Annotated in this window: 17 protein-coding genes, 1 tRNA gene and 2 pseudogenes; 8 read left to right on the forward strand and 12 right to left on the reverse strand. The window is 69.2% G+C overall.

Annotation, left to right across the window (positions count from 1 at the left end):
• The first annotated feature begins 102 nt into the window (after positions 1-102).
• The gene (locus AB0I03_RS24320) at positions 103-1,491 is read left to right on the forward strand and encodes a cellulase family glycosylhydrolase (RefSeq protein ID WP_360416605.1); all 1,389 of its coding nucleotides are present in this window, start codon (positions 103-105) and stop codon (positions 1,489-1,491) included.
• Between the two features lie 141 nt (positions 1,492-1,632).
• A complete protein-coding gene (locus AB0I03_RS24325; protein ID WP_360416606.1) occupies positions 1,633-2,097 on the forward strand; it encodes an SRPBCC family protein in 465 nt (154 codons plus the stop codon).
• Between the two features lie 50 nt (positions 2,098-2,147).
• Here AB0I03_RS24325 and AB0I03_RS24330 read toward each other — a convergent pair whose 3' ends face one another.
• The 5 genes from AB0I03_RS24330 to AB0I03_RS24350 all read right to left on the reverse strand — a co-directional run bounded on the left by AB0I03_RS24330 (position 2,148) and on the right by AB0I03_RS24350 (position 6,343).
• Positions 2,148-3,005 (reverse strand): arylamine N-acetyltransferase, encoded by an 858-nt coding sequence (locus tag AB0I03_RS24330; RefSeq protein ID WP_360416608.1) that lies wholly within the window; start codon positions 3,003-3,005, stop codon positions 2,148-2,150.
• Between the two features lie 97 nt (positions 3,006-3,102).
• Positions 3,103-3,621, reverse strand: a complete 519-nt coding sequence (locus AB0I03_RS24335; protein ID WP_360416610.1) for a hypothetical protein — start codon at positions 3,619-3,621, stop codon at positions 3,103-3,105.
• Positions 3,622-3,705: 84 nt separating this feature from the next.
• Entirely contained in the window at positions 3,706-4,365 is a 660-nt protein-coding gene (locus AB0I03_RS24340; RefSeq protein ID WP_360416612.1) for a response regulator transcription factor, read from the reverse strand.
• Complete coding sequence (locus AB0I03_RS24345) at positions 4,362-5,510, reverse strand: histidine kinase (protein WP_360416614.1); 1,149 nt, start codon at positions 5,508-5,510, stop codon at positions 4,362-4,364. Before AB0I03_RS24345 ends, AB0I03_RS24340 begins: the two co-directional genes overlap by 4 nt.
• Entirely contained in the window at positions 5,507-6,343 is an 837-nt protein-coding gene (locus AB0I03_RS24350) for a CPBP family intramembrane glutamic endopeptidase (RefSeq protein ID WP_360416616.1), read from the reverse strand. Before AB0I03_RS24350 ends, AB0I03_RS24345 begins: the two co-directional genes overlap by 4 nt.
• 81 nt (positions 6,344-6,424) lie before the next feature.
• Between AB0I03_RS24350 and AB0I03_RS24355 the strand changes: the two are divergent.
• From AB0I03_RS24355 to AB0I03_RS24370, 4 genes and pseudogenes are all read left to right on the forward strand, one after another.
• Positions 6,425-6,613 (forward strand): annotated as a pseudogene (locus tag AB0I03_RS24355) (hypothetical protein); the annotation flags it as partial.
• A 34-nt stretch (positions 6,614-6,647) separates the two neighbouring features.
• Positions 6,648-7,814 (forward strand): epoxide hydrolase, encoded by a 1,167-nt coding sequence (locus AB0I03_RS24360; protein WP_360416618.1) that lies wholly within the window; start codon positions 6,648-6,650, stop codon positions 7,812-7,814.
• Positions 7,815-7,988: 174 nt separating this feature from the next.
• Entirely contained in the window at positions 7,989-9,443 is a 1,455-nt protein-coding gene (locus tag AB0I03_RS24365) for a hypothetical protein (protein WP_360416620.1), read from the forward strand.
• The gene (locus tag AB0I03_RS24370) at positions 9,431-10,576 is read left to right on the forward strand and encodes a hypothetical protein (RefSeq protein ID WP_360416622.1); all 1,146 of its coding nucleotides are present in this window, start codon (positions 9,431-9,433) and stop codon (positions 10,574-10,576) included. The genes AB0I03_RS24365 and AB0I03_RS24370 overlap by 13 nt, the downstream gene beginning before the upstream one ends.
• A 40-nt stretch (positions 10,577-10,616) precedes the next feature.
• On the opposite strand, the gene AB0I03_RS24375 is transcribed toward AB0I03_RS24370, so the two are convergent.
• The 3 genes from AB0I03_RS24375 to AB0I03_RS24385 form a co-directional block, all read right to left on the reverse strand.
• Positions 10,617-11,828: a zinc-dependent alcohol dehydrogenase gene (locus tag AB0I03_RS24375; protein ID WP_360416624.1), complete on the reverse strand. Its 1,212-nt coding sequence runs from the start codon at positions 11,826-11,828 to the stop codon at positions 10,617-10,619.
• Positions 11,829-12,069: 241 nt separating this feature from the next.
• Positions 12,070-12,234 carry a hypothetical protein gene (locus AB0I03_RS24380; RefSeq protein ID WP_360416625.1) on the reverse strand — a complete coding sequence of 55 codons (165 nt, stop codon included), beginning with the start codon at positions 12,232-12,234 and terminating at the stop codon, positions 12,070-12,072.
• A 233-nt stretch (positions 12,235-12,467) separates the two neighbouring features.
• Positions 12,468-13,421 carry an NAD(P)-dependent alcohol dehydrogenase gene (locus tag AB0I03_RS24385; protein WP_360416627.1) on the reverse strand — a complete coding sequence of 318 codons (954 nt, stop codon included), beginning with the start codon at positions 13,419-13,421 and terminating at the stop codon, positions 12,468-12,470.
• Positions 13,422-13,655: 234 nt separating this feature from the next.
• Between AB0I03_RS24385 and AB0I03_RS24390 the strand changes: the two genes are divergently transcribed.
• Positions 13,656-14,762, forward strand: coding sequence for an epoxide hydrolase family protein (locus AB0I03_RS24390; RefSeq protein ID WP_360416629.1), 1,107 nt, complete (start codon positions 13,656-13,658; stop codon positions 14,760-14,762).
• Positions 14,763-15,067: 305 nt separating this feature from the next.
• Positions 15,068-16,333, forward strand: coding sequence for an ATP-binding protein (locus AB0I03_RS24395; protein WP_360416631.1), 1,266 nt, complete (start codon positions 15,068-15,070; stop codon positions 16,331-16,333).
• Positions 16,334-16,453: 120 nt separating this feature from the next.
• Here AB0I03_RS24395 and AB0I03_RS24400 read toward each other — a convergent pair.
• The 4 genes and pseudogenes from AB0I03_RS24400 to AB0I03_RS24415 all read right to left on the reverse strand — a co-directional run.
• Positions 16,454-16,526: transfer RNA gene (locus AB0I03_RS24400), tRNA-Trp, on the reverse strand.
• A gap of 113 nt (positions 16,527-16,639) precedes the next feature.
• The gene (locus AB0I03_RS24405) at positions 16,640-17,473 is read right to left on the reverse strand and encodes a MetQ/NlpA family ABC transporter substrate-binding protein (RefSeq protein ID WP_360416633.1); all 834 of its coding nucleotides are present in this window, start codon (positions 17,471-17,473) and stop codon (positions 16,640-16,642) included.
• A gap of 32 nt (positions 17,474-17,505) precedes the next feature.
• Positions 17,506-18,159, reverse strand: coding sequence for a methionine ABC transporter permease (locus AB0I03_RS24410; RefSeq protein WP_360416635.1), 654 nt, complete (start codon positions 18,157-18,159; stop codon positions 17,506-17,508).
• Between the two features lie 53 nt (positions 18,160-18,212).
• Positions 18,213-18,923: pseudogene (locus AB0I03_RS24415) on the reverse strand (methionine ABC transporter ATP-binding protein); the annotation flags it as partial.
• Positions 18,924-18,933 lie beyond the last annotated feature (10 nt).

Below are 18,933 nucleotides of genomic sequence, written 5' to 3' on the forward strand. Positions count from 1 at the left end.
TGCGAGCCCCGGGCAAACCGTGAAGGTGCGCGCTTGACTCCGCGGGTATACATTGACAAACTTTGATATTACGAATGGGAGCGATCCCGAGGAGAGGCGAACATGCAACGACACCGAAGGCGAAAGCTCACCGCGATCATCGGCGCGGCCGCGGCGGCACTCAGCGCCGGCGCGATCACCATCGCCACGTCACAAGGCGCGAACGCCGCCGCAGGATGCGACGTCGACTACAACATCGTCAGCAGTTGGGGCTCCGGCTTCCAGGCGAACATCAGCATCACCACCGACGAACCGATCGACGACTGGACCGTCGAATGGGACTTCACCAGCGCTGTCTCCGGCATCAGCGCCTGGAACGTCACCGGTCAGACCCTGAACGGCGCCCACTTCACCGCCTCCGACGCGGGCTGGAACGCCACCATCGCCGCCGGCCAGACCCGCGAGGTCTTCGGCTTCACCGCCTCCGGCTCGCCCGGCGACATCGAAGCCGCCGAAGTCAACGGCGTCCTCTGCGGCGAAGGCGGCGAGCAGACCACCGAACCCGAGCCGACAGAGCCCACCGAGCCCGAACCCACCGAACCCGCCCCCGACGGCACCCCGGTCGAGGAGCACGGCAAGCTCCACGTCTGCGGCACCCAGATGTGCAACGAGCAGAACGACCCCGTGCAGCTCCAAGGCGTCTCGAGCATGTGGCTGCACTGGCAGACCCAGCCTTACGCGCAGAACCTGCAAGGGCTCGAGTGGATGCGCGACAACTGGAACATCGAGGTCTTCCGCGTCGCCATGGGCGTCGAACCCGAAGGGGCCTACCTGGACGACCCGAGCCGGTGGAAGTCCGAAGTGGCGACCGTGATCGAGAACGCGGCCACCGCCGGCGTCTACGTGATCGTCGACTTCCACGCGCACGAAGCGCACCTCCACCGGTCCGAGGCCGTCGCGTTCTTCAGCGACCTCGCCGAGCGCTACGGCCACCTGCCGAACATCATCTGGGAGCCCTACAACGAGCCCCTGCAGATCTCCTGGAGCGGCAGCATCAAGCCGTACCACGAGGCCGTCCTCGCCGCGATCCGCGAGCACGACCCCGACAACATCGTCGTCCTCGGCACGCCCAGCTGGTCCCAGGACGTCGACGACGCCGCGGCCGACCCCGTCTCCGGCACCAACCTCATGTACACGCTGCACTTCTACTCGTGCACCCACACCAGCTGGCTGCGGGACACCGCCGACCGCGCGATCGACGCCGGTATCGCCCTCTTCGTCACCGAATGGGGCGCCAGCGCCGCCGACGGCGGCCTCGACGGCCGGGTCTGCCTCGACGAGGCCCAGCGCTGGATCGACTGGATGGCCGCCAACGGGATCTCCTGGACCGCCTGGAAACTCGACGTCGGCACCGACTCCACCAACCTCCTCTCCTCGGGAGCGCCGGTCACCGGAGGCTGGGACAACCACCTCCACGGCCACGCCCCCTTCGTCATCGAGCACATCGACTGACCTGACGCGAAGCGGCCCGGACCGCCAGGTCCGGGCCGCTCCCGTGCGCGCCGCGCATGTGTCGAGTCCGGCCGTCACGGGTATTCGCCGGTGGACAGGTGCAGCGCTGACGCTCGCCGCGACCGACGAAGGAGTAACGCCTTGAGCACCATCACCGAATCAGTCGACGTGCACGTTCCCGTCTCGCGGGCCTACAACCAGTGGACGCAGTTCGAGTCGTTCCCCAACTTCATGGAGGGGGTCGAGAACGTCCGCCAGCTCGACGACACCCACACGCACTGGGTGACGAAGGTCGGCGGCGCCACCCGCGAGTTCGACGCGACCATCACCGAGCAGCACCCGGACGAACGGGTGGCCTGGCGTTCCATCAACGGGCCCACGCACGCCGGCGTGGTCACGTTCCACCGCCTCGACGACGCCAACACGCGGGTCACCGCCCAAATGGACATCGACCCCGAGGGGTTCGCCGAGGAGGCGGCCGACAAGCTCGGCATCATCGACCGCAAGGTCAAGGGCGACATGCGCCGCTTCAAGGAGTTCATCGAAGAACGCGGCGCCGAGACCGGCGGCTGGCGCGGCGACATCGACCCGCCCGGCACGCTCTGACCCTGGCGGAAGCCCTGGTGCGGCGAGGCACGGCTTCGCCGCACCGCGGCTCAATGCCGTTCGGGCAGGTCGCTCAGTCGACGCACCAGCAGATCGGCCTCTTCGGGGTCCGTGCGGATCCCGAAGACGTCGTCGAGGAGTTTCGGCACCTCATGCGGCTGGACGGTCTCCTTGCTCGTGACACCGCCAGGCCGCTCGGTCGTCCAGGTGAGCGCGTCGAGCGTGTCGTACCGGTCGGTGCGCGTCCGCTGGACGAACGGGCGGATGACGAACGGGGAGCGCTCGTTCGAGGCCACGAAGTGGTTCCCGACCGCGAAATCGACCGGGTACTGCGGGTTCTCGGTGAAGACCTGCCGAATCTCCCAGCCGTCCCGTGCGTGGGGTCCGTCCCCGAGCTGGTGCACGGCCCAACCGGGCGACCCGTGGGTGATCTCCTGCCACCGCAGCAGGTACGGCCACGGTCCCGCCTCGCTCATCGCGCCGTCGACCAGCTCGATCGGTTCCAAAGGGCTGGCGCCGAAACCGACGTCGCTCAGCCAGCGCGTGCCGTCCAGCTCCACGATCAGCATCGCGTGCGTCGCCGGACGCGGCTTCTGCGCGCCCGCGCCGAGCTGCACCCGGCCCGACACGGCGGTGAAGCGGAACCCGAGCCGCTCCAGCGCCGCCGCGAACAGCGTGACGTGCTCATAGCAGTATCCGCCTCGCCCGCGACGGATCAGCTTGTCCTGCAATGAAGGGAGGTCGAGCCGCACCTTCTGGTACAGGAAGCTGTCGAGCGTGTCCCACCGCACCGTGAGCACATGCGCGCGTTGCAGCACCCGGAGCGTCTCCAGAGTCGGCGCGCGGTCGCCTTCGTAGCCCAGGAAGCCGAGATACGCGTCAAGGTCGAGGTCCTCGCTGTTCCACATGTGTGAGGCAACGCCCTTGCCGCACCTCGCTATTCCGCCTCGGTCGCTTCGAGCTCCGGCGGCGTTGCGGACCTTCGGTTCCTTGGGCTTTGCAGTGTCAGGTCCGCGGTGCCGGACGCGGGGCGGTGCGTGCCCGGTAGGACCACGCGGCCATGAACAGCCCGATGCCCCAGACCAGGAACTGCGGGATGCCGTAGACGACGATCCACGGACTGAAGATGCCCTCGTCGGTGAAGTCCGCCGCGGTCAGCCAGGCGGCCCAGCCGGTGTAACCCAGGAGGAAGACCGACACGGCGAAGGCGGTGCCGGACAGGGTCCGCCGGGGCACCTTCCGGCCGGCCAGCAGCGGGACCCAGCGGGGGAAGATCTGTCCCCAGGGTCTGATCAGGCTCAGCGCCAGGATTCCGGCCAGTGTCGCCAGTCCGCTGAGGACGAAGAGGTAGGGGCCTCCGCCTTCGACGTACCAGTCCTTGAACTTGTCCGGGTCGGCCCACAGCGGGATCCCAGCGGCCCAGACCGCGTGAATCGGAATGAATCCGACGGTCGACGAGAGCGCCGACGCCCAGGCCGCGCGGACGGCCCAGCGCGGGGCCTCTACTGCGGTGTGTTCGTTCATGTCTGGAGTATTTCCTCGGCGTCCCCGCCCGACCTCCCTCGTGAGGGGGAATGCCTCACCCGCAGAGGGGAAGTGACCCCGCGGTCAGGTGACCAGGCCGTGCCGGTGGGCGTAGACGACGGCTTGGACGCGGTCGCGCAGACCGAGCTTGGCGAGGATCCGCGAGACGAACGTCTTCACCGTCTCGGGGCTGATGACCAGGGCCGCAGCGATCTCGCGGTTGGAGCGGCCGTCCGCGATGAGCCGCAGGACCTCCAGTTCCCGTGGGGTGAGCGGAGTTTCGGGAGTTTCGGAGTCGGCGGGCCGGATGCGCGCGGCGTACCTGCCGACGAGGGCGCGCGTCACGCCCGGATCGAGCAGCGCCGCGCCGGTCGCGACGGTGCGGATCCCTTGGAGCAGCTGCGAAGGCGGCGCGTCCTTGAGCAGGAACCCGCTCGCTCCGGCCCGCAGCGCCTCGTAGACGTACCGGTCGAGGTTGAACGTCGTCAGCACGAGGACCTTGACCGGGTCGTTCACCGCAGCGCCCGCGATCCGGCGGGTGGCCTCGATGCCGTCGAGCACCGGCATGCGGACGTCCATGAGCACGACGTCCGGGCGCAGCCGCCCGGCCAGGTCGACCGCGGCCTGCCCGTCGCCGCACTCGCCTGCGACCTCGAGGTCGGGCTGCGCGTCGATGATCGTGACCAGGCCGGTGCGGACGAGCATCTGGTCGTCGCAGACCAGGACCCGGATCGGCGCGGTCACGCCGGGCTCCCCGCGGGGATGCGCGCCCGCACGGTGAACCCGCCGCCCGCCTGCGGTCCCGCGTCGAAGTCGCCGCCGAGGAGGTCGACGCGCTCGCGCAGACCGGCGAGGCCGCGTCCGCTCCCCGTGAGCGTCGACGGGACGGACCCTTCGGTGCTGACCTCCACGGTGATGTCGCCGGCGCGGTGGTGCACCCGCACGGCGGTGGGGCTGCTGCGGGCGTGCTTGACGGCGTTCGTGAGCGCTTCCTGGACGACCCTGTAGGCCACCAGGTCGGCGCTGCCGGTGTCGCTCGCGGGCGCGCCCTCCTCGGTGAATTCCACGGGCTGTCCGGCCAGCCGGGTCTGCTCCACCAGGGTGAGCAGCCGCCCGACCGCCGGCGTCCTGGATTCATTGCCGTGGTCGGGGTTCAGGAGATCGAGCAGGTGCCGCAGATCGGTGGTGGCGCGCCGACCGGTGTCGCCGACGGCTTGCAGCGCCTGGTCGAGGCGGTCGGGTGCGCCGGTCAGGTACCGGGCCGCCTCGGCCTGCACGACCATCGCCGTCACATGGTGGGCGACGACATCGTGCAGCTCGCGGGCGATGTGGGTCCGCTCCGCGGCACGGGTCGTCTCGGCGACGCGGCGGCGCTTCTCGGCCTCGGCCGCGCGCGTGGCCCGCAGCCAGGCCCCCGCGCCCCAGCAGGCGGCCAGTAGCAGGTAAAACGTCGCGAAACCGCCCACCCCTTCGGCCGACCCGAGCTGGACGAGCCCGATCGCCAACCCGCCGTAGGCGATCGAGAGGACGACCATGGCCGTCCTCCGGTGCCGCTCCAGGTGGGCTCCGGCGCTGAGCAGGGCGAACGCCACGGCCGTGCTCGCGACCAGGTGGTAGCGGCCGAGCGAGGCGAGGACGAACCCGAGCGACACCAGCGCGAGGCACACGCCCGGCCAGCGCCGCCGCACCGCGAGCGGGAGGCATTCGAGCACGAGGACGCCGAGCCCGAACGCGTCCAGCGGTCGGCCGGGAAGCTCGCCGACCTGCGTCTCGTGGCCGCGGAGCAGGGGCAGGAACGACATCGCGGCGAGCATCAGCCCCAAGGGGAGGTCCCGGATCGTGACGTCGAGTCGCCGCCAGTGCTCCCGGATCCGCCGGAGATCCATCACCGGGGCAGTGTAGCCGCGGCGTCGGCCCGCGCTGCGCGTCGCCGCAGCGGCACGATGCGGCCGCGCCGCTTGGCGATCCAGAGGAACACGATCATCAGGATCGTGCCGAAGCCCACCGCGTACACACTGCCTTCCGGGCCGAACGCGCCCCCGCTGATCGCGGTCGGACCGGAGGTCGCCGCGTCGAGCAGGCCCTGCGGCGTGCCGTTGCCGGAGACCTCGGTGCTGAAGATCGCGGAGGCGGCGATGTTCCATCCGAAGTGGAGCCCGATCGGCAGCCACAGGCTGCGGGTCGCGATGTACGCGGCCCCCAGCATCCCGCCGGCCTCGATCGCGATGGCGATCGCGCCCCACAAGGTGGCGTTCGGGTTGACCAGATGCGACAGCCCGAACACGAGGCTGGTGGACGCCAAGGCCATCCAGGTGCCGAAACGCGATTCGACGATGCGGAGCAGGACACCGCGGAAGAGCAGTTCCTCCGTCACAGCCGCGGCGGCCATGAAGCCGAGCAACCCGATCGCGCCGCCAGGCGACCCGAGGCCGTCGACCGTGTAATGCCCGAGGAACGCGATGTTCGCGATCACGGCCCCGAACATGGCGACGCCGAGCACCGTCCCCAACCCGACCGCGCCGACCGCGCCCGCCCCCGCCAATTCCACGACCGGACGGCGTTCGGTGCGCCCCACGACCCACCGGTAGACGAGCACCGCGACCACGCTCGTGGCCAGGCCGACGATCAGCACCATCCACGGCCGCCCTTCGAGGGCGATCGCTGCTGGACTGCCGGCGAAGGCGACCACACCGACGGCGAGCAGCTGCCAGACGAGTTTCATGACGATTCCTTCCGCAACGCCGCGGCGGGGGCGCCGCGGCTGCGCTGAACGCTACGGATCAGCGCACCCGTCGCCGTCCCCGTGAAGTGGACACTTCCGTGTAGCTCCCATGGGGGACAAGGCGGCCCGGCCGAACTCGAGCTGGTCCGCGAATCCGGATGGACCGCATGGCCTCCGCGTCTCCCGGACCAGCCGGTCTTCTACCCGGTCCTCAACGAGGACTATGCGGCGAAGATCGCCCGCGACTGGAACGCGCCCCGAGACGGCGAGCCCACCGACCCCGACCCGCGGTGACCCTGATTGCATGGAGCACAGGAACGACCACCGGAGGACCGCCGTGGACCCGATCGCCGACTTCCAGATCACCGTCCCGCAGGCGGCGCTTGACGACCTGCGCGAGCGGCTGCGCCTGACGCGCTGGCCGGCATCGAGCCCTGAACCGGGCTGGGCCTCCGGCGTCCCGGTCCTGTACCTGCGCCGCCTCACCGACTACTGGCTGCACGATTACGACTGGCGCGTCCACGAGGCGGCGTTGAACGCTTTTCCGCAGGGCCTCACCGAGATCGACGGGCAGCGCGTGCACATCCTCCATGTGCGATCGCCCGAACCCGACGCGCTGCCGCTCGTGATCACGCACGGCTGGCCCGGCTCGATCGTCGAGTTCACGCGGATTCTCGGGCCCCTGACCGACCCGCGCGCGCACGGCGGCGATTCCGCCGACGCCTTCCACGTGGTGGCCCCGTCGCTGCCCGGCTTCGGCTTCTCGACGCCGCTCTCCGCGCCCGACTGGGACCACGCCCGCATCGCCCGCGCCTGGCTCACCCTGATGGACCGGCTCGGATACGACCGCTTCGGCGCGCACGGCGGCGACACCGGCTCCAAAGTCTCCCCGGCGATCGGCCGCCTGGCACCCGACCGGGTCGTCGGCGTCCACATCAACGGCGGCCTCGAACTGCCGGCGGTCGACGACCCCGACTTCGACGAAACCGAACTCGCCCGCCTGGAGCACGTGCGGGACCTCGTCCGCCACGGCACCGGCTACGCCGACCTCCAGTCGACCAAACCGCAGACGCTCGCTTACGCGCTCAACGACTCTCCCGTGGGGCAGCTCGCCTGGATCGTGGACAAGTTCAAAGACTGGACCGACCCCTCCAAGGAACTCCCGGAGCAGGCCGTCGACGTCGATCAGCTGCTCACGAATGTGACCCTCTACTGGCTCACCGGGACCGGCGCGAGCTCGGCGCACCAGTACCGGGCCGTGCGCGACGAACCGGACGAGGGCGGGCCCTCCGGTGTGCCGACCGGTGTCGCCGTGTTCCCGAACGACCCGGCGATCCGCCGCCTCCTCGAACGCCGGCACCGGATCGTGCACTGGTCCGAATTCGACCGCGGCGGCCACTTCGCGGCGATGGAGGCCCCGGACCTCCTCGTCGACGACCTCAGGGAGTGCTTCCGCCCCTTGCGAACGTAGTGGGTATGGCGCGGTGCTATCCGATGGCGGCGCATGGTGCCCCGCCAGTAAGGTGGGCGCTGCCGACCGCGGGACTCGGGTGCGACTCCCGGATCCGTTTGTTAAGCGCTATTTCGCCTTCGTGCCTCTCATTCCCCGGTCGGCGCCTTCGCTCCTCGAGACCCCGGACACCCCTTGGAACTCCTCGCCGACCGCGCCGCCGCAGAGGACGTGCTGCTGTTCGTCAACGCCGCCATCGCCTCCACCGGCCAGCGCGAGTTCCACTCCAACGGCGACGCGCAGCAGTGGTCGATGGAGTTCCTGCACGAGTACATGCTCGTCAACTACCGCGACCTGTACGCCGCCACGCTCACCCTCGGCGTCAACGACCGCAACGCCGCCGCGATCATCATGCGGCTCCTGCAGACCGGACGCGACGCGAGTCCCGCGCAGCGGGCCGTCGAAGGCCGCTTGATCGCCAAGGCGCTCACCGAACTCCCCACGCACCGGGTCTACCACCTGTTCACGGCGTTGCGGAGGGCCCGGGTCAACAACCGGCGGACCCGCGCGATCATGCGCGAATGGCTCGCCGCGCGCCCGGATCCGGCGTTCGAGGCCGTCAAGTACCGGTCCGCGTTCCTCGGCGCGGTGCGCCACGCGCACATGAAGATCGAGGACCTGCCGGGCGAGGAGCTGGACGCGTTCCTGTTCAACTGGCGTGCGGCGGGCCGCTTCGCCACACCGCTGTTCGAGACCTGGCGGCGCGCCCACTACGACCGCCGGGCCGTGTTCGACCTGCCTTACACCGTGGCCGAAGGCTTCGCCGCCGGTCACCGCATCACCCGCGCCGCATTCCTCGAGAAGATCGCCCCGCAGCTCACACGCAACGAGCGACTTCGGCTGCAGCGCTCGGCCGCGCGGGTGGGCGCGCTCGGCGTGGTCGCCGACCTCGCGGACCTGTCGCGGATGCCGTTGACCCGCCTTGCCGCATACGTGCTGGCGCTGCCGGTGGACGAGCGCGAGCAGCGGCGCCTGGAACTGACCGACGCGCTCCGCGCAGCCGCACTGCGCGTCGCCGGCCTGCGGGCCGGCACCTGGGGGCGGGTCTCGGCCGTGCTCGACGACAGCTACTCGGCGAGCGGCTCGAGTGAGAAGCGGCGGCGACCGCTCGTCGTCGCCCTCGCCGCGCACTTCCTCATGCGGGAACTCGCCGCCGAATACCGTCCTTTGTGGTTGTCAGGCGACGACGACCCGCTCATGGCGCGCGCCCGCGGCGTCACCGCCCTCGGGGAACGCCTCCTCGACGGGCTCGAAACGCGTCCGGATCTGCTGGTCGTGGTCTCGGACGGCTGGGACAACGCCCCGGTCGGCATGGCCGCCGAAGTACTGCGCGTCTGGGAGGAGCGGCTCGACCCCGAGCGGAAGACCGCTGTGGCCCACCTGAACCCGGTCTTCGACGCCGCAGGTCTCGAAGTGCGCCGCCTCTCGCCGACCACCCCGACAGTGGGCATCCGCGACGCCGAGGACCTGCCCGAACTCGTCGAGTTCGCCCGCTTCGCCAGTGGCCGCACCGGGATCGCCGAACTGCGGGCCCACATCGAGGCGCGGGTGGAACGCCGGCTCGCTGAGGAGACACCGTGCACCGCTTGACGTTCGACGGACTCCAGGCCCGCCCCGGCCAGGTATGGGGCGGCATTCGCCTCGTGCCGCTCGTCCGCGACGAGCCGATCGTGTCGCTGCGCCTGCACCCCAGCGGGTTCCCCGCCGACGACGATCCGTTCGGCGACTACGCGCCGCACTGCTGCTACGTGCCGCACGGCCTGACCGCCGAGTGGACCGAGGACGGCACCGCCGTACCCGCACTCGGCACCGCACTCCGCATGCCGGCCAGGACGATGCGCAAGTCACGGCGTCCGGCGACCAGGCTCGAACGCCGCACCCGCGTGCACTTCGTCCCGCACCAGACCGCGCTCGAGGCCTTCCTGCCGCTCACGTTCCGGCGCCCCTCGATCGCCTGGCGGGAATGGTCGACCCGCGTGTTCCGCCGCGGCCTGCCGCACTCGGTCGAACCGCAGTACAGCGGCTACGACGTCGAAGGACTCGCTGACGCCCTGCGCGTCTTCGAGATCCACCCCGGGCAGTGCGGCGTGCTGGTGTACGTCGCCGACGCGCTCGCCTCGGCCGTCGTCACCCCGCACCCGGACGACTACCGGGCCCTGCACCCGAGCCTCATCGAAGACGGGTTCGGCGAGCTCATCTGGCGGTACGCGCACTTGTACGACGAAAGCCCGGACTTCGTTCCGCGCCTTGATGAGAGCGCAACCGACACCGTCGCAGACCTGCGCGCGGCGATCGCGGCCGCACAGCAGGAGTGGGCCGACTTCCACCGGGACGTCATGGCCGCCGGGCTCCTCGACGCCGAGTACGTCTTCACCGAGGACTACCAGATGGAGCGGTTCATGCTCCGCAGGTTCCGGCCGCACTTCGTGCCCGGCAGCGAGACCCATGTGGGCGAGGCCATCACCGACGACGAAGGCCGACTCGCGTACCTGCGCACGTTCCGCCTCTCCGAGACCCAATCGCGTCGGGGACGGCTCCTGCGAACGCTGTCGGACCACGACTGGAACCTCGAAGCCGCGGCCGCGAGCATGGGCCTCGTACCCCCGGCCCTGGTCGCACGCATCGACGCGGCCGGCTACGGCGGCCTGTTGCGGCAGGACGTGCTCGACCACTGGCGGTCCATGAATCTCGACCGCTCAAGGTCTCGGGCAGACCGCCGTTGATCAACGCCTCGCCGCCCTGGACCGTCCAGCGCGGAGGCGTTCAGGTGACGTCGAGGACCGTCTTCAGCCAGCCGTCCTCACGGCGGTCGAACGTCTCGTACGCCTCGATGGCGTCGACGGGCGGCTCGTGACGCGTGATGAACGCGGTGGGGTCGACCGTGCCCTCGACCACGAGGTCGAGCAGGCCCGGCAGGTACCGGCGGTGGTTGCAGTTGCCCATCTTGACGGTGAGGTTCTTGTTCATCGCCGCGCCGATCGGGAAGCTGCGGAAGCCCGGCGGGTACACCCCGATGATGCCGATGCTGCCGGCCTTGGCCGCGGCGTCGACCGCCCACTGCAGTGCGAGGCTCGGCGCGTCGCCGGGCACCCACTGGTCGCCACTGGGATCGCCCTGCGGTGCGGCTGCGGCTCTTTCGCTCTCGAAGCGTTCGGCGTCCTGTTCAGTCGCCTTGGCGGCCGGGCCGGCCTTCGGGCGCTCGGCGTCGACACCGACCGCTTCGATGACGCGGTCGACGCCGATCCCACCGGTGAGGTCCTTGGCCACGGCGACAGGGTCCTCGCGGTTGAAGTCGATCGTCTCGGCGTTCTGTCCGCGTGCCTTGTCCAGCCTCGAATCGATGCCGTCGACGACCAGCACGCGTCCGGCGCCCTGCCGCTTGGCCGCGGCGACGGCGAACTGGCCCACCGCGCCCGCGCCCAGGACCAGGACGCTGTCGCCGGGCCCGACTTCGGCGAGCTCCGCGCCGAACCAGGCCGTGGGAAACATGTCCGAGAGGAGGATCGCCTGGTCGTCGCTCACCGCGTCCGGGACCCGGACCAGGCTCGTCGCCGCGTACGGCACGCGCGCGTACTCGGCCTGCAGCCCGTCCACCGGCCCGGTGGACTTCGGCCCGCCGAAGAAGCACGTGCCCGCGGCGGGTCCGTTCGGGTTGGCGGTGTCGCATTGGGCGTAGTAGCCGGCCCTGCAGTAGGAGCAGGTGCCGCACCCGATCGAGGAGGTCACCACGACCCGGTCACCGGGGCTGAAACCGCGCACGCTCGCCCCGGTCTCCTCGACGACGCCGACGGCCTCGTGGCCGAGAACGGTGCCCTCGACCATGTCCGGCATCGTTCCGCGGACCATGTGCAGGTCCGTGCCGCAGATCGCGCTGCGGGTGATCCGGATGATCGCGTCGGTCGGTTCCTGAATCTTCGGATCGGGCACCTCGTCGAGTCGGATGTCGCCGGTCCCATGCCATACCACGGCCTTCATCGCGTTCCCCCTTGCGGAATTGCGCCGCATCGGCCGAGACTTCGGCTCTGCCCGCCATCCCCTCGGAGGGGCCGGGCCACCGGTCCCCGCCACCGAGCGGCTCCGATCGCTTGCGATGAGGAGTACCCGTCGGCCGCGACGCGACACGTGCCGTCTCCTGCGACGGGGCCGACGCCGTATCGGGCGAAGGAGGCCGGTGCCGGCCGGACAGCGCCGATCAGCACTGTCCGGCCGGGTCAGGTCAGAATGCGGCGTCGAACGTCGGGGCTGCGAACGCCGTCAAGGCGAATGCGGCGGCCAGGAGGGCGAGGCCCACGCCGCGGGTGCGGCGGGACGGCATCGGCAGTGCTGCGGCGACGAGCAGCACGATCGCGATGAGATAGAACAGCGCTTGGAATACGGCCATGATGACTCCGATGTGGTGGGCGGAACTGTCGGGACACCGCTCGCCTTCGCAGTTGCATTGCGAGCGACGACTTTCCCGATCGTACGACTAAAATGGATTGATATCCACCCGTGATTCGAGGTTTAAAACCCATCTGAGCTGGAATATCATTCCACGAACCAATGTCGTTGCGCCCCATGCGGCAAGCCATTCCTCGCGTGTCACATGCATCTCGATCGGGTCCGGTGCGCCAGTCACGGCATCTCGACGACGATCTTTCCCAAGTTGTCTCCCGCGGCGAGTCTCGCGAACGCCGCGGGTGCCTCCTCCAGTGGATAGACCCGGTCGACCGCGATGGCGGCCTTCCCGTCCATGACCAACGCGGTGACCGCCTCCAGATCGGCGCGCGACTGCGGCACCGCCAGCACCTTGACCCGCCTCCCCGCCTTCCGGATCGACCAGCCGGCGGCGAACACCGCGATCAGCACGCGAGCATGCCCGCCGACCATGAGATACACCCCGCCCGGGCGCAGCGCCCGGTGGACGCGGAACGGCGACCGGTGCCCGACGAGATCGACGACCCGGTCGTACCGGCCGCGCCGGCCTGCCCAGTCCTCGTCTTCGAACGCGATCGTCTCGTCCGCTCCGAGCCGCAGCAGATGGCCGGCCTTGTCCGCGCGGTCGACGCCCGTCACCACCGCCCCGAGGTCCTTGGCGAGCCCGACGATGAGCGCGCCGCCCGCTCCACCAGCGCCGTTGACCAGCACCCGGTCACCCGCCTCGATCCCACGCGTCGACTTGAACGCGATGCAGCCCGCCTGCGGTATCGCCGCCGCCTCCAAGAAGGACAAGCCCGGCGGTTTGCGGGCGAGCAGCCGCGGCGATGTCGCGACGTACTCGGCGAGCCCGCCGCGATACCCGGCCAGTTCACCGAACACCGCATCGCCCGCCGCGTACTCGGTGACCCCACTGCCGACCGCCGTCACGACCCCGGCGACGTCCGACCCGGGCACCGGATTGCGCGGGCGGCGGAGTCCGCCCAACCGCGCGTAGAAGGGGCTGCCGACGAGGTTCTCCCGATCAGATCCGTTGAGCGAAGCGGCCCTGACCCGGATCAGCACCTCGTCGTCCTTGAGGACCGGCTCTGGAACATCGCCGACACGCACGACCTCGGCGGGCCCGTACCGATCCTGGATGACGGCTCTCATGAGGGGACTCCCGTCTCGGGGCCACGAATCTCTCCACTGTAGCCGGAAACGCCGACACGGTCGAGACTCGCGCCTCAGCCCGGGCTCACGCCCACTTGCGAGTCGGCAGCCGACGACCCCGGATCGGGCCGCAAAAAACTTGCCCGCCTCAAGACTGGAATAGATCATTCCGTTCTGATATGCTTGAGGCAGCCCAGGAGCACCGGCTCCCGGACGAGCGAGAGGCAGACGGCAATGGCCCAGCACGAGGCGATCCAGCCCTTCACGATCGAGATCCCGCAGTCCGAACTCGACTACCTTCGCAACCGCCTGTCGCGAGCCCGCCGCGCCCAGGAGATCCCCGGAGTCGGCGACGAGTACGGCGTGAGCGTCGATCGCGTCGACGACCTGGCCGACTACTGGCTCCAGAGGTACGACTGGCGCGAGACCGAATCGCGACTCAACGGATACCCGCAGTTCGTCACCGAGATCGACGGCCAGCGCCTGCACTTCCTCCACATCGAGTCACCCGATCCCGCCGCGGTGCCGCTGCTGCTCATCCACGGCTGGCCCGGAACGATCATGGAGTTCGTCGACCTGATCGAGCCGCTCACTCGGCCGGACGAAGGCCCCTCGTTCCATCTGGTCATCCCCTCGCTGCCGGGGTTCGGCTTCTCCGGCCCGACAACGGAGACCGGCTGGGGCGCCGCCCGCACCGCGAAGGCGCTCGCGACGCTCATGGCGCGCCTCGGCTACGAGCGGTACGGCGCACACGGCAACGACGCCGGCGCAGTCATCGCCCCGGAACTGGGCAGGATCGACGGCGAGCACGTCATCGGCGTGCATGTGGACCAGATCTTCTCGTTCCCCTCGGGCGACCCGTCCGAGATGGAGGGCATGTCCGAGGAGGAGATGGGTGCGCTGCAGGTGCTGCAGTGGTTCTACGAGAACAAGAGCTCCTACGACCAGCTCCACTCCCAGCAGCCGCAGACGCTCGCCCACGCCTTGGCCGACTCGCCCCGGGGCCTGCTCGCCTGGATGGACCAGCTGCTGGGGGACGAACTGGACGACCGGTTCGTCATCGACAACGTCATTGTGCACTGGCTCAACGACACCATCGCATCATCGATGCGCTTCTACTTCGAGAACAAGCACCACCCGATCGGCAGCACGCCGGCGGACTTCCCGGTCGCCAACTCCAGTTTCGCCGGGGACTTCCAGTCCATTCGCCGCTTCGCCGAACGCGACTACACCAACATCACGCAATGGCGGACACACGAGACCGGCGGTCACTACGCCGCCCACCAGGTCCCGGAAGTGCTTGCCACCGACCTCCGCGACTTCTTCACCGCGCTGCGCTGATCCCGGATCCGCGCGATGGTGCCCTGAGCGCCTGCGGCTCGTCGAAGCTCACAGTGAACAAAGAGATAGGCCCGGACCAAGAGGTCCGGGCCTTACTCAATCTGCAGGGATCATCGAGGCTTATGGGAACTTGTCCCCGCAGGTAGACGCCCTTCGCGCCTGCATGGCGGTCAGTCTGGCTGGAGATTTCAGATGTAACCAGCGCTAAACGCGGTCGAACTCCGATCAGAAGTGCGGCGAAACTATGACTGTAGTATCGGCAGATCTGTTATTACGATCATAAATTCGTCTGATATTATCGCCGCATGTCGAACCTTCTGCCTCGCCGAGCGCTCGCCCATCTGAACGAGCGCGTTGACGCGTTTCGAGCGGTCGTGGTCGGTGGTCCTCGGCAAGCGGGAAAGACCACGCTGCTGCGGCAGCTGCATGCTGAACGAGGCGGTACCTTCGCGACACTCGATGATCCGACCGTTCTCCAGACGGTCCGGGCTGACCCGTCGGGATTCGCTGGGTATGGTTCGGCGCCGCGGATCTTCGACGAGGTTCAACGCGGTGGCGATGATCTTCTGCTCGCGGTCAAGCGGCTCACGGATCTTGACGATGCGCCCGGCCAGTTCGTGCTGTCGGGCTCGACGCGGTTTCTGACGGTACCGACATTGTCAGAGTCGCTTGCGGGGCGAGCCGTGTTCGTCGACCTCTGGCCGTTGAGCGCCGCCGAGCGGACGAGGTCAGAGGTGGATGCGCCTGCGCTCCTGTTCGATCGGGAGCGACTGTTGCACTCATTGCCGGCATCGCAGTGGGATAGGAGCGACTACTTCAAACTCATCTGCGAGGGAGGCTATCCGGAGGCGATCCGAATCCGGTCCGAACCGCTTCGCGCGGACTGGTTCGACAGCTATGTGTCCACGGTGGTATTGCGGGACGTCGCGGAGTTCGCAGACGTTCGCCATGCCAACCTGGTGCCGCAACTCCTGCGCCTGGTCGCCGCGCGTAGCGGATCGAACCTGGTGTTCTCCGACCTCGCCAAGAGCCTCGAACTCAACCACGCCACGGTTCGTGACTATCTCGGCTATCTCGACATCGTCTACCTGACAGCGAAACTGCCGACGTGGTCGACCAACCTGACCTCGAAGCTCATCAAGACTCCGAAGGCCTACGTCACCGACTCGGGTTTGACGGCATCGCTACTCGGAGCGGATCTGGAAGCGGTGTCCGCCCCCGGGCACCCGCTCGCGGGACCGCTGGTGGAGACCTTCGTGTTCGCCGAGCTGACCCGACAGCTGACCGTGAGTGCGGTCAGGGCTGGACTGCATTTCTACCGCGACAGGGACGGCCGCGAGATCGACTTCGTGCTCGAACGCAGAGACGGAGCGGTAGTCGCCATCGAGGTCAAGGCCTCAGCGACGGTGCGGGCCGACTCGTTCAAGCACCTCCACTGGCTCCGCGATCGACTCGGCGACCGGTTCAGGGCAGGCTATGTCCTCTACCTGGGTGAGGAGCTGCGGCCGTTCGGGCCCGACATGGCAGCCGTTCCCCTCTCAGCGCTCTGGGGCGGAGCGCCCCTGCCGTGACCGCCGCTTCGACGCATTGAGGTCCACCGCAACTCGGCAACGATCGATGTGCGCCCGGCAACTCGAATAGGGAAAGTGAAGGGCCTCTCCGACGTGCCGGAGAGGCCCTTCAACAATCTGCAGGAGTGACAGGACTCGAACCTGCAACCCTCGGTTTTGGAGACCGATGCGCTACCAATTGCGCCACACTCCTTCGCCCGTCCGGTTGCCCGGCCTGGCCGCAACCATCTTACGTGTTGCGGATCGGCCGGTGCAACCGGGTTGGACTGGGTGCAACGGGCCTCGGCGGAGGCTTTGCGGGCGCTGCTAGGAGGCCGGGACGACCGAGCCGTCGGTCCAGGTCTCGAGGATGTACTGCTTGACCTCGTCGGACTGCAGGAGCTCGCCGAGCTTCTTGATGTCCTCGTTGTCAGCGTTCGCAGCCGTGGTGACCAGGTAGTTCGCGTACGGGTTGTTCTCGGCGGACTCGCTTGCAATGGCGTCCTCGGCCGGGCTCAGTTCCGCCTCCAGGGCGTAGTTGCCGTTGATCACGGCGGCGTCGACGTCCTCGAGAGTGCGGGGGAGCTGGGCGGCCTCGACGGCCACGAACTCCAGGTTGCGCGGGTTCTCGGCGATGTCGTCCTCGGTGGCGGTGGTGACCTCGACCCCGTCGGCGAGCGTGATCAGGCCGGCGTCCTGCAGCAGCGCCAGCGCGCGGCCGCCGTTGGACGGGTCGGCCGGGATCGCGATCTGGGCGCCGTCGGTGATGTCCTCGACCGAGGCGGCGGTGTTGGCGTACAGGGCCAGCGGCTCGATGTGGACCGGGGCGATCTCGACCAGGTCGGTGCCGTTCTTCGCGTTGTCCTCCTCGAGGTACGGCAGGTGCTGGAAGAAGTTCGCATCGGTCGAGCCGTCGGCGGTCGACGGGTTGATCTGGAGGTAGTCGCTGAACTCCTCGATCTCGATGGTCAGCCCCGCCTCGTCGGCCAGCTCGTCCTGGACGAACTGCAGGATCTGGGCGTGCGGGACGGAGGTCGCGGCGACGACGACCGTGCCGTTGGTCTCAGTGGCCTCCGAGCCGCCGCCATCGCCGCAAGCGGTCAGGGTCAAAGCGGCTGCGGTCGCTACGGATGCGCCCACGAGGGCACGACGATTGAACACGGTGTTCTCCTAAGGAAGGTAGGGAAATAACTTCAGCGGCGGTCGAGGGTGCGGGCGCACCGGTCGCCGAGAATCTGGAAGAGCTGCACGAGCACGACGAGGATGACCAGCGGCCAGATCATGTACTCGGTCTCGAAGCGCTGGTAGCCGTACCGGTAGGCGAGGTCGCCCAGGCCGCCGCCGCCCACGATCCCCGCCATCGCGGAGTACGAGACGATCGCGACGAGGGTCACGGTGAAACCGCGGATCAGGCCCGGCGTGGCCTCAGGGAGCACGACCCGCCATACGAGCGCGGGAGTCCCCGCGCCCATCGAGCGGGCCGCCTCGATGAGGCCCGGCTGGACTTCGAGGAGCGCGCCTTCGACCAGGCGCGCGAAGAACGGGACGGACGCGACGGCGAGCGGCACGATCGCCGCCTCGGTGCCGATGCTCGTGCCCGTGATGAGGCGGGTGAGCGGCACGACCGCGACCATGAGCAGGACGAACGGCGCGCTCCGGCCGATGTTCACGATCAGGCCGAGCGGCGCGTTCACCACCGCGATCGGCTTCGGGCCGGGCTTGGACGTGATGTACAGGATCGTGCCGAGCAGCAGTCCGCCCAGCAGCGTCCACGCGCCGGCGACCGCGACGATGTGCAGGGTCTCCCAGAACGCTTCGGTCAGCAGTTCGACGAGTCGGTCCGTCATCGGACGACCTCCTCGCCGAGCAGGCGGGCCGCGAGGCGCCGGGCCTGGCCCCCGAGGCGGGAGTCCGGGTCGGCGAGCAGTTCGGGGACGGCGCCGATCTCGACGAACCGGCCCTCCTCCATCACCGCGGCGCGGTGGCAGATGCGGGTGATCACTTCGAGTTCGTGCGTGATGAGCAGGATCGTGAGCCCCAGCTCGCGGTTGAGCCGCGAGAGGAGGTCGAGGATCTCGTCGGTGGTGTCGGTGTCGAGCGCGCTCGTGGCCTCGTCGGAGAGCAGCACGGCCGGGGCGGTCGACAGTGCGCGGGCGATCGCCAGGCGCTGGCGCTGGCCGCCGGAGAGCTGCCCGGGGTAGGCCTTCGCCTTGTCGGAGAGGCCCACGAGGTCGAGCAGTTCGAGCGCGCGTTCGCGCCGCTCAGCGCGCGGCACTCCCCGGAACCGCAGGGGCAGGGCCACATTGGACGCCGCGTTGCGGTTCGACAGGAGGTTGAAGTGCTGGAAGATCATCGCGGTCTTGGACCGCGACGCCCGCAGCTCGCGTCCGCGCAGGCCGGTCAGTTCGACGCCGTCGACCTCGACCGTGCCCGCGTCGGGCCTGGTGAGGAGGTTGACGGTGCGCAGGAGCGTCGACTTGCCGGCGCCGGAGCGGCCGAGGATGCCGAAGATCTCGCCGGGGGCGACGTCGAGGTCGACCCCGTCGAGGGCGACCAAAGAGCCGAAGCGCTTGGTCACACCGGACAGGCGGATACCAGGTCTTGGTTCCATGAGGAAGGAG

This window comes from Glycomyces sp. NPDC021274 (assembly GCF_040641195.1).
GTDB lineage: Bacteria > Actinomycetota > Actinomycetes > Mycobacteriales > Micromonosporaceae > Glycomyces.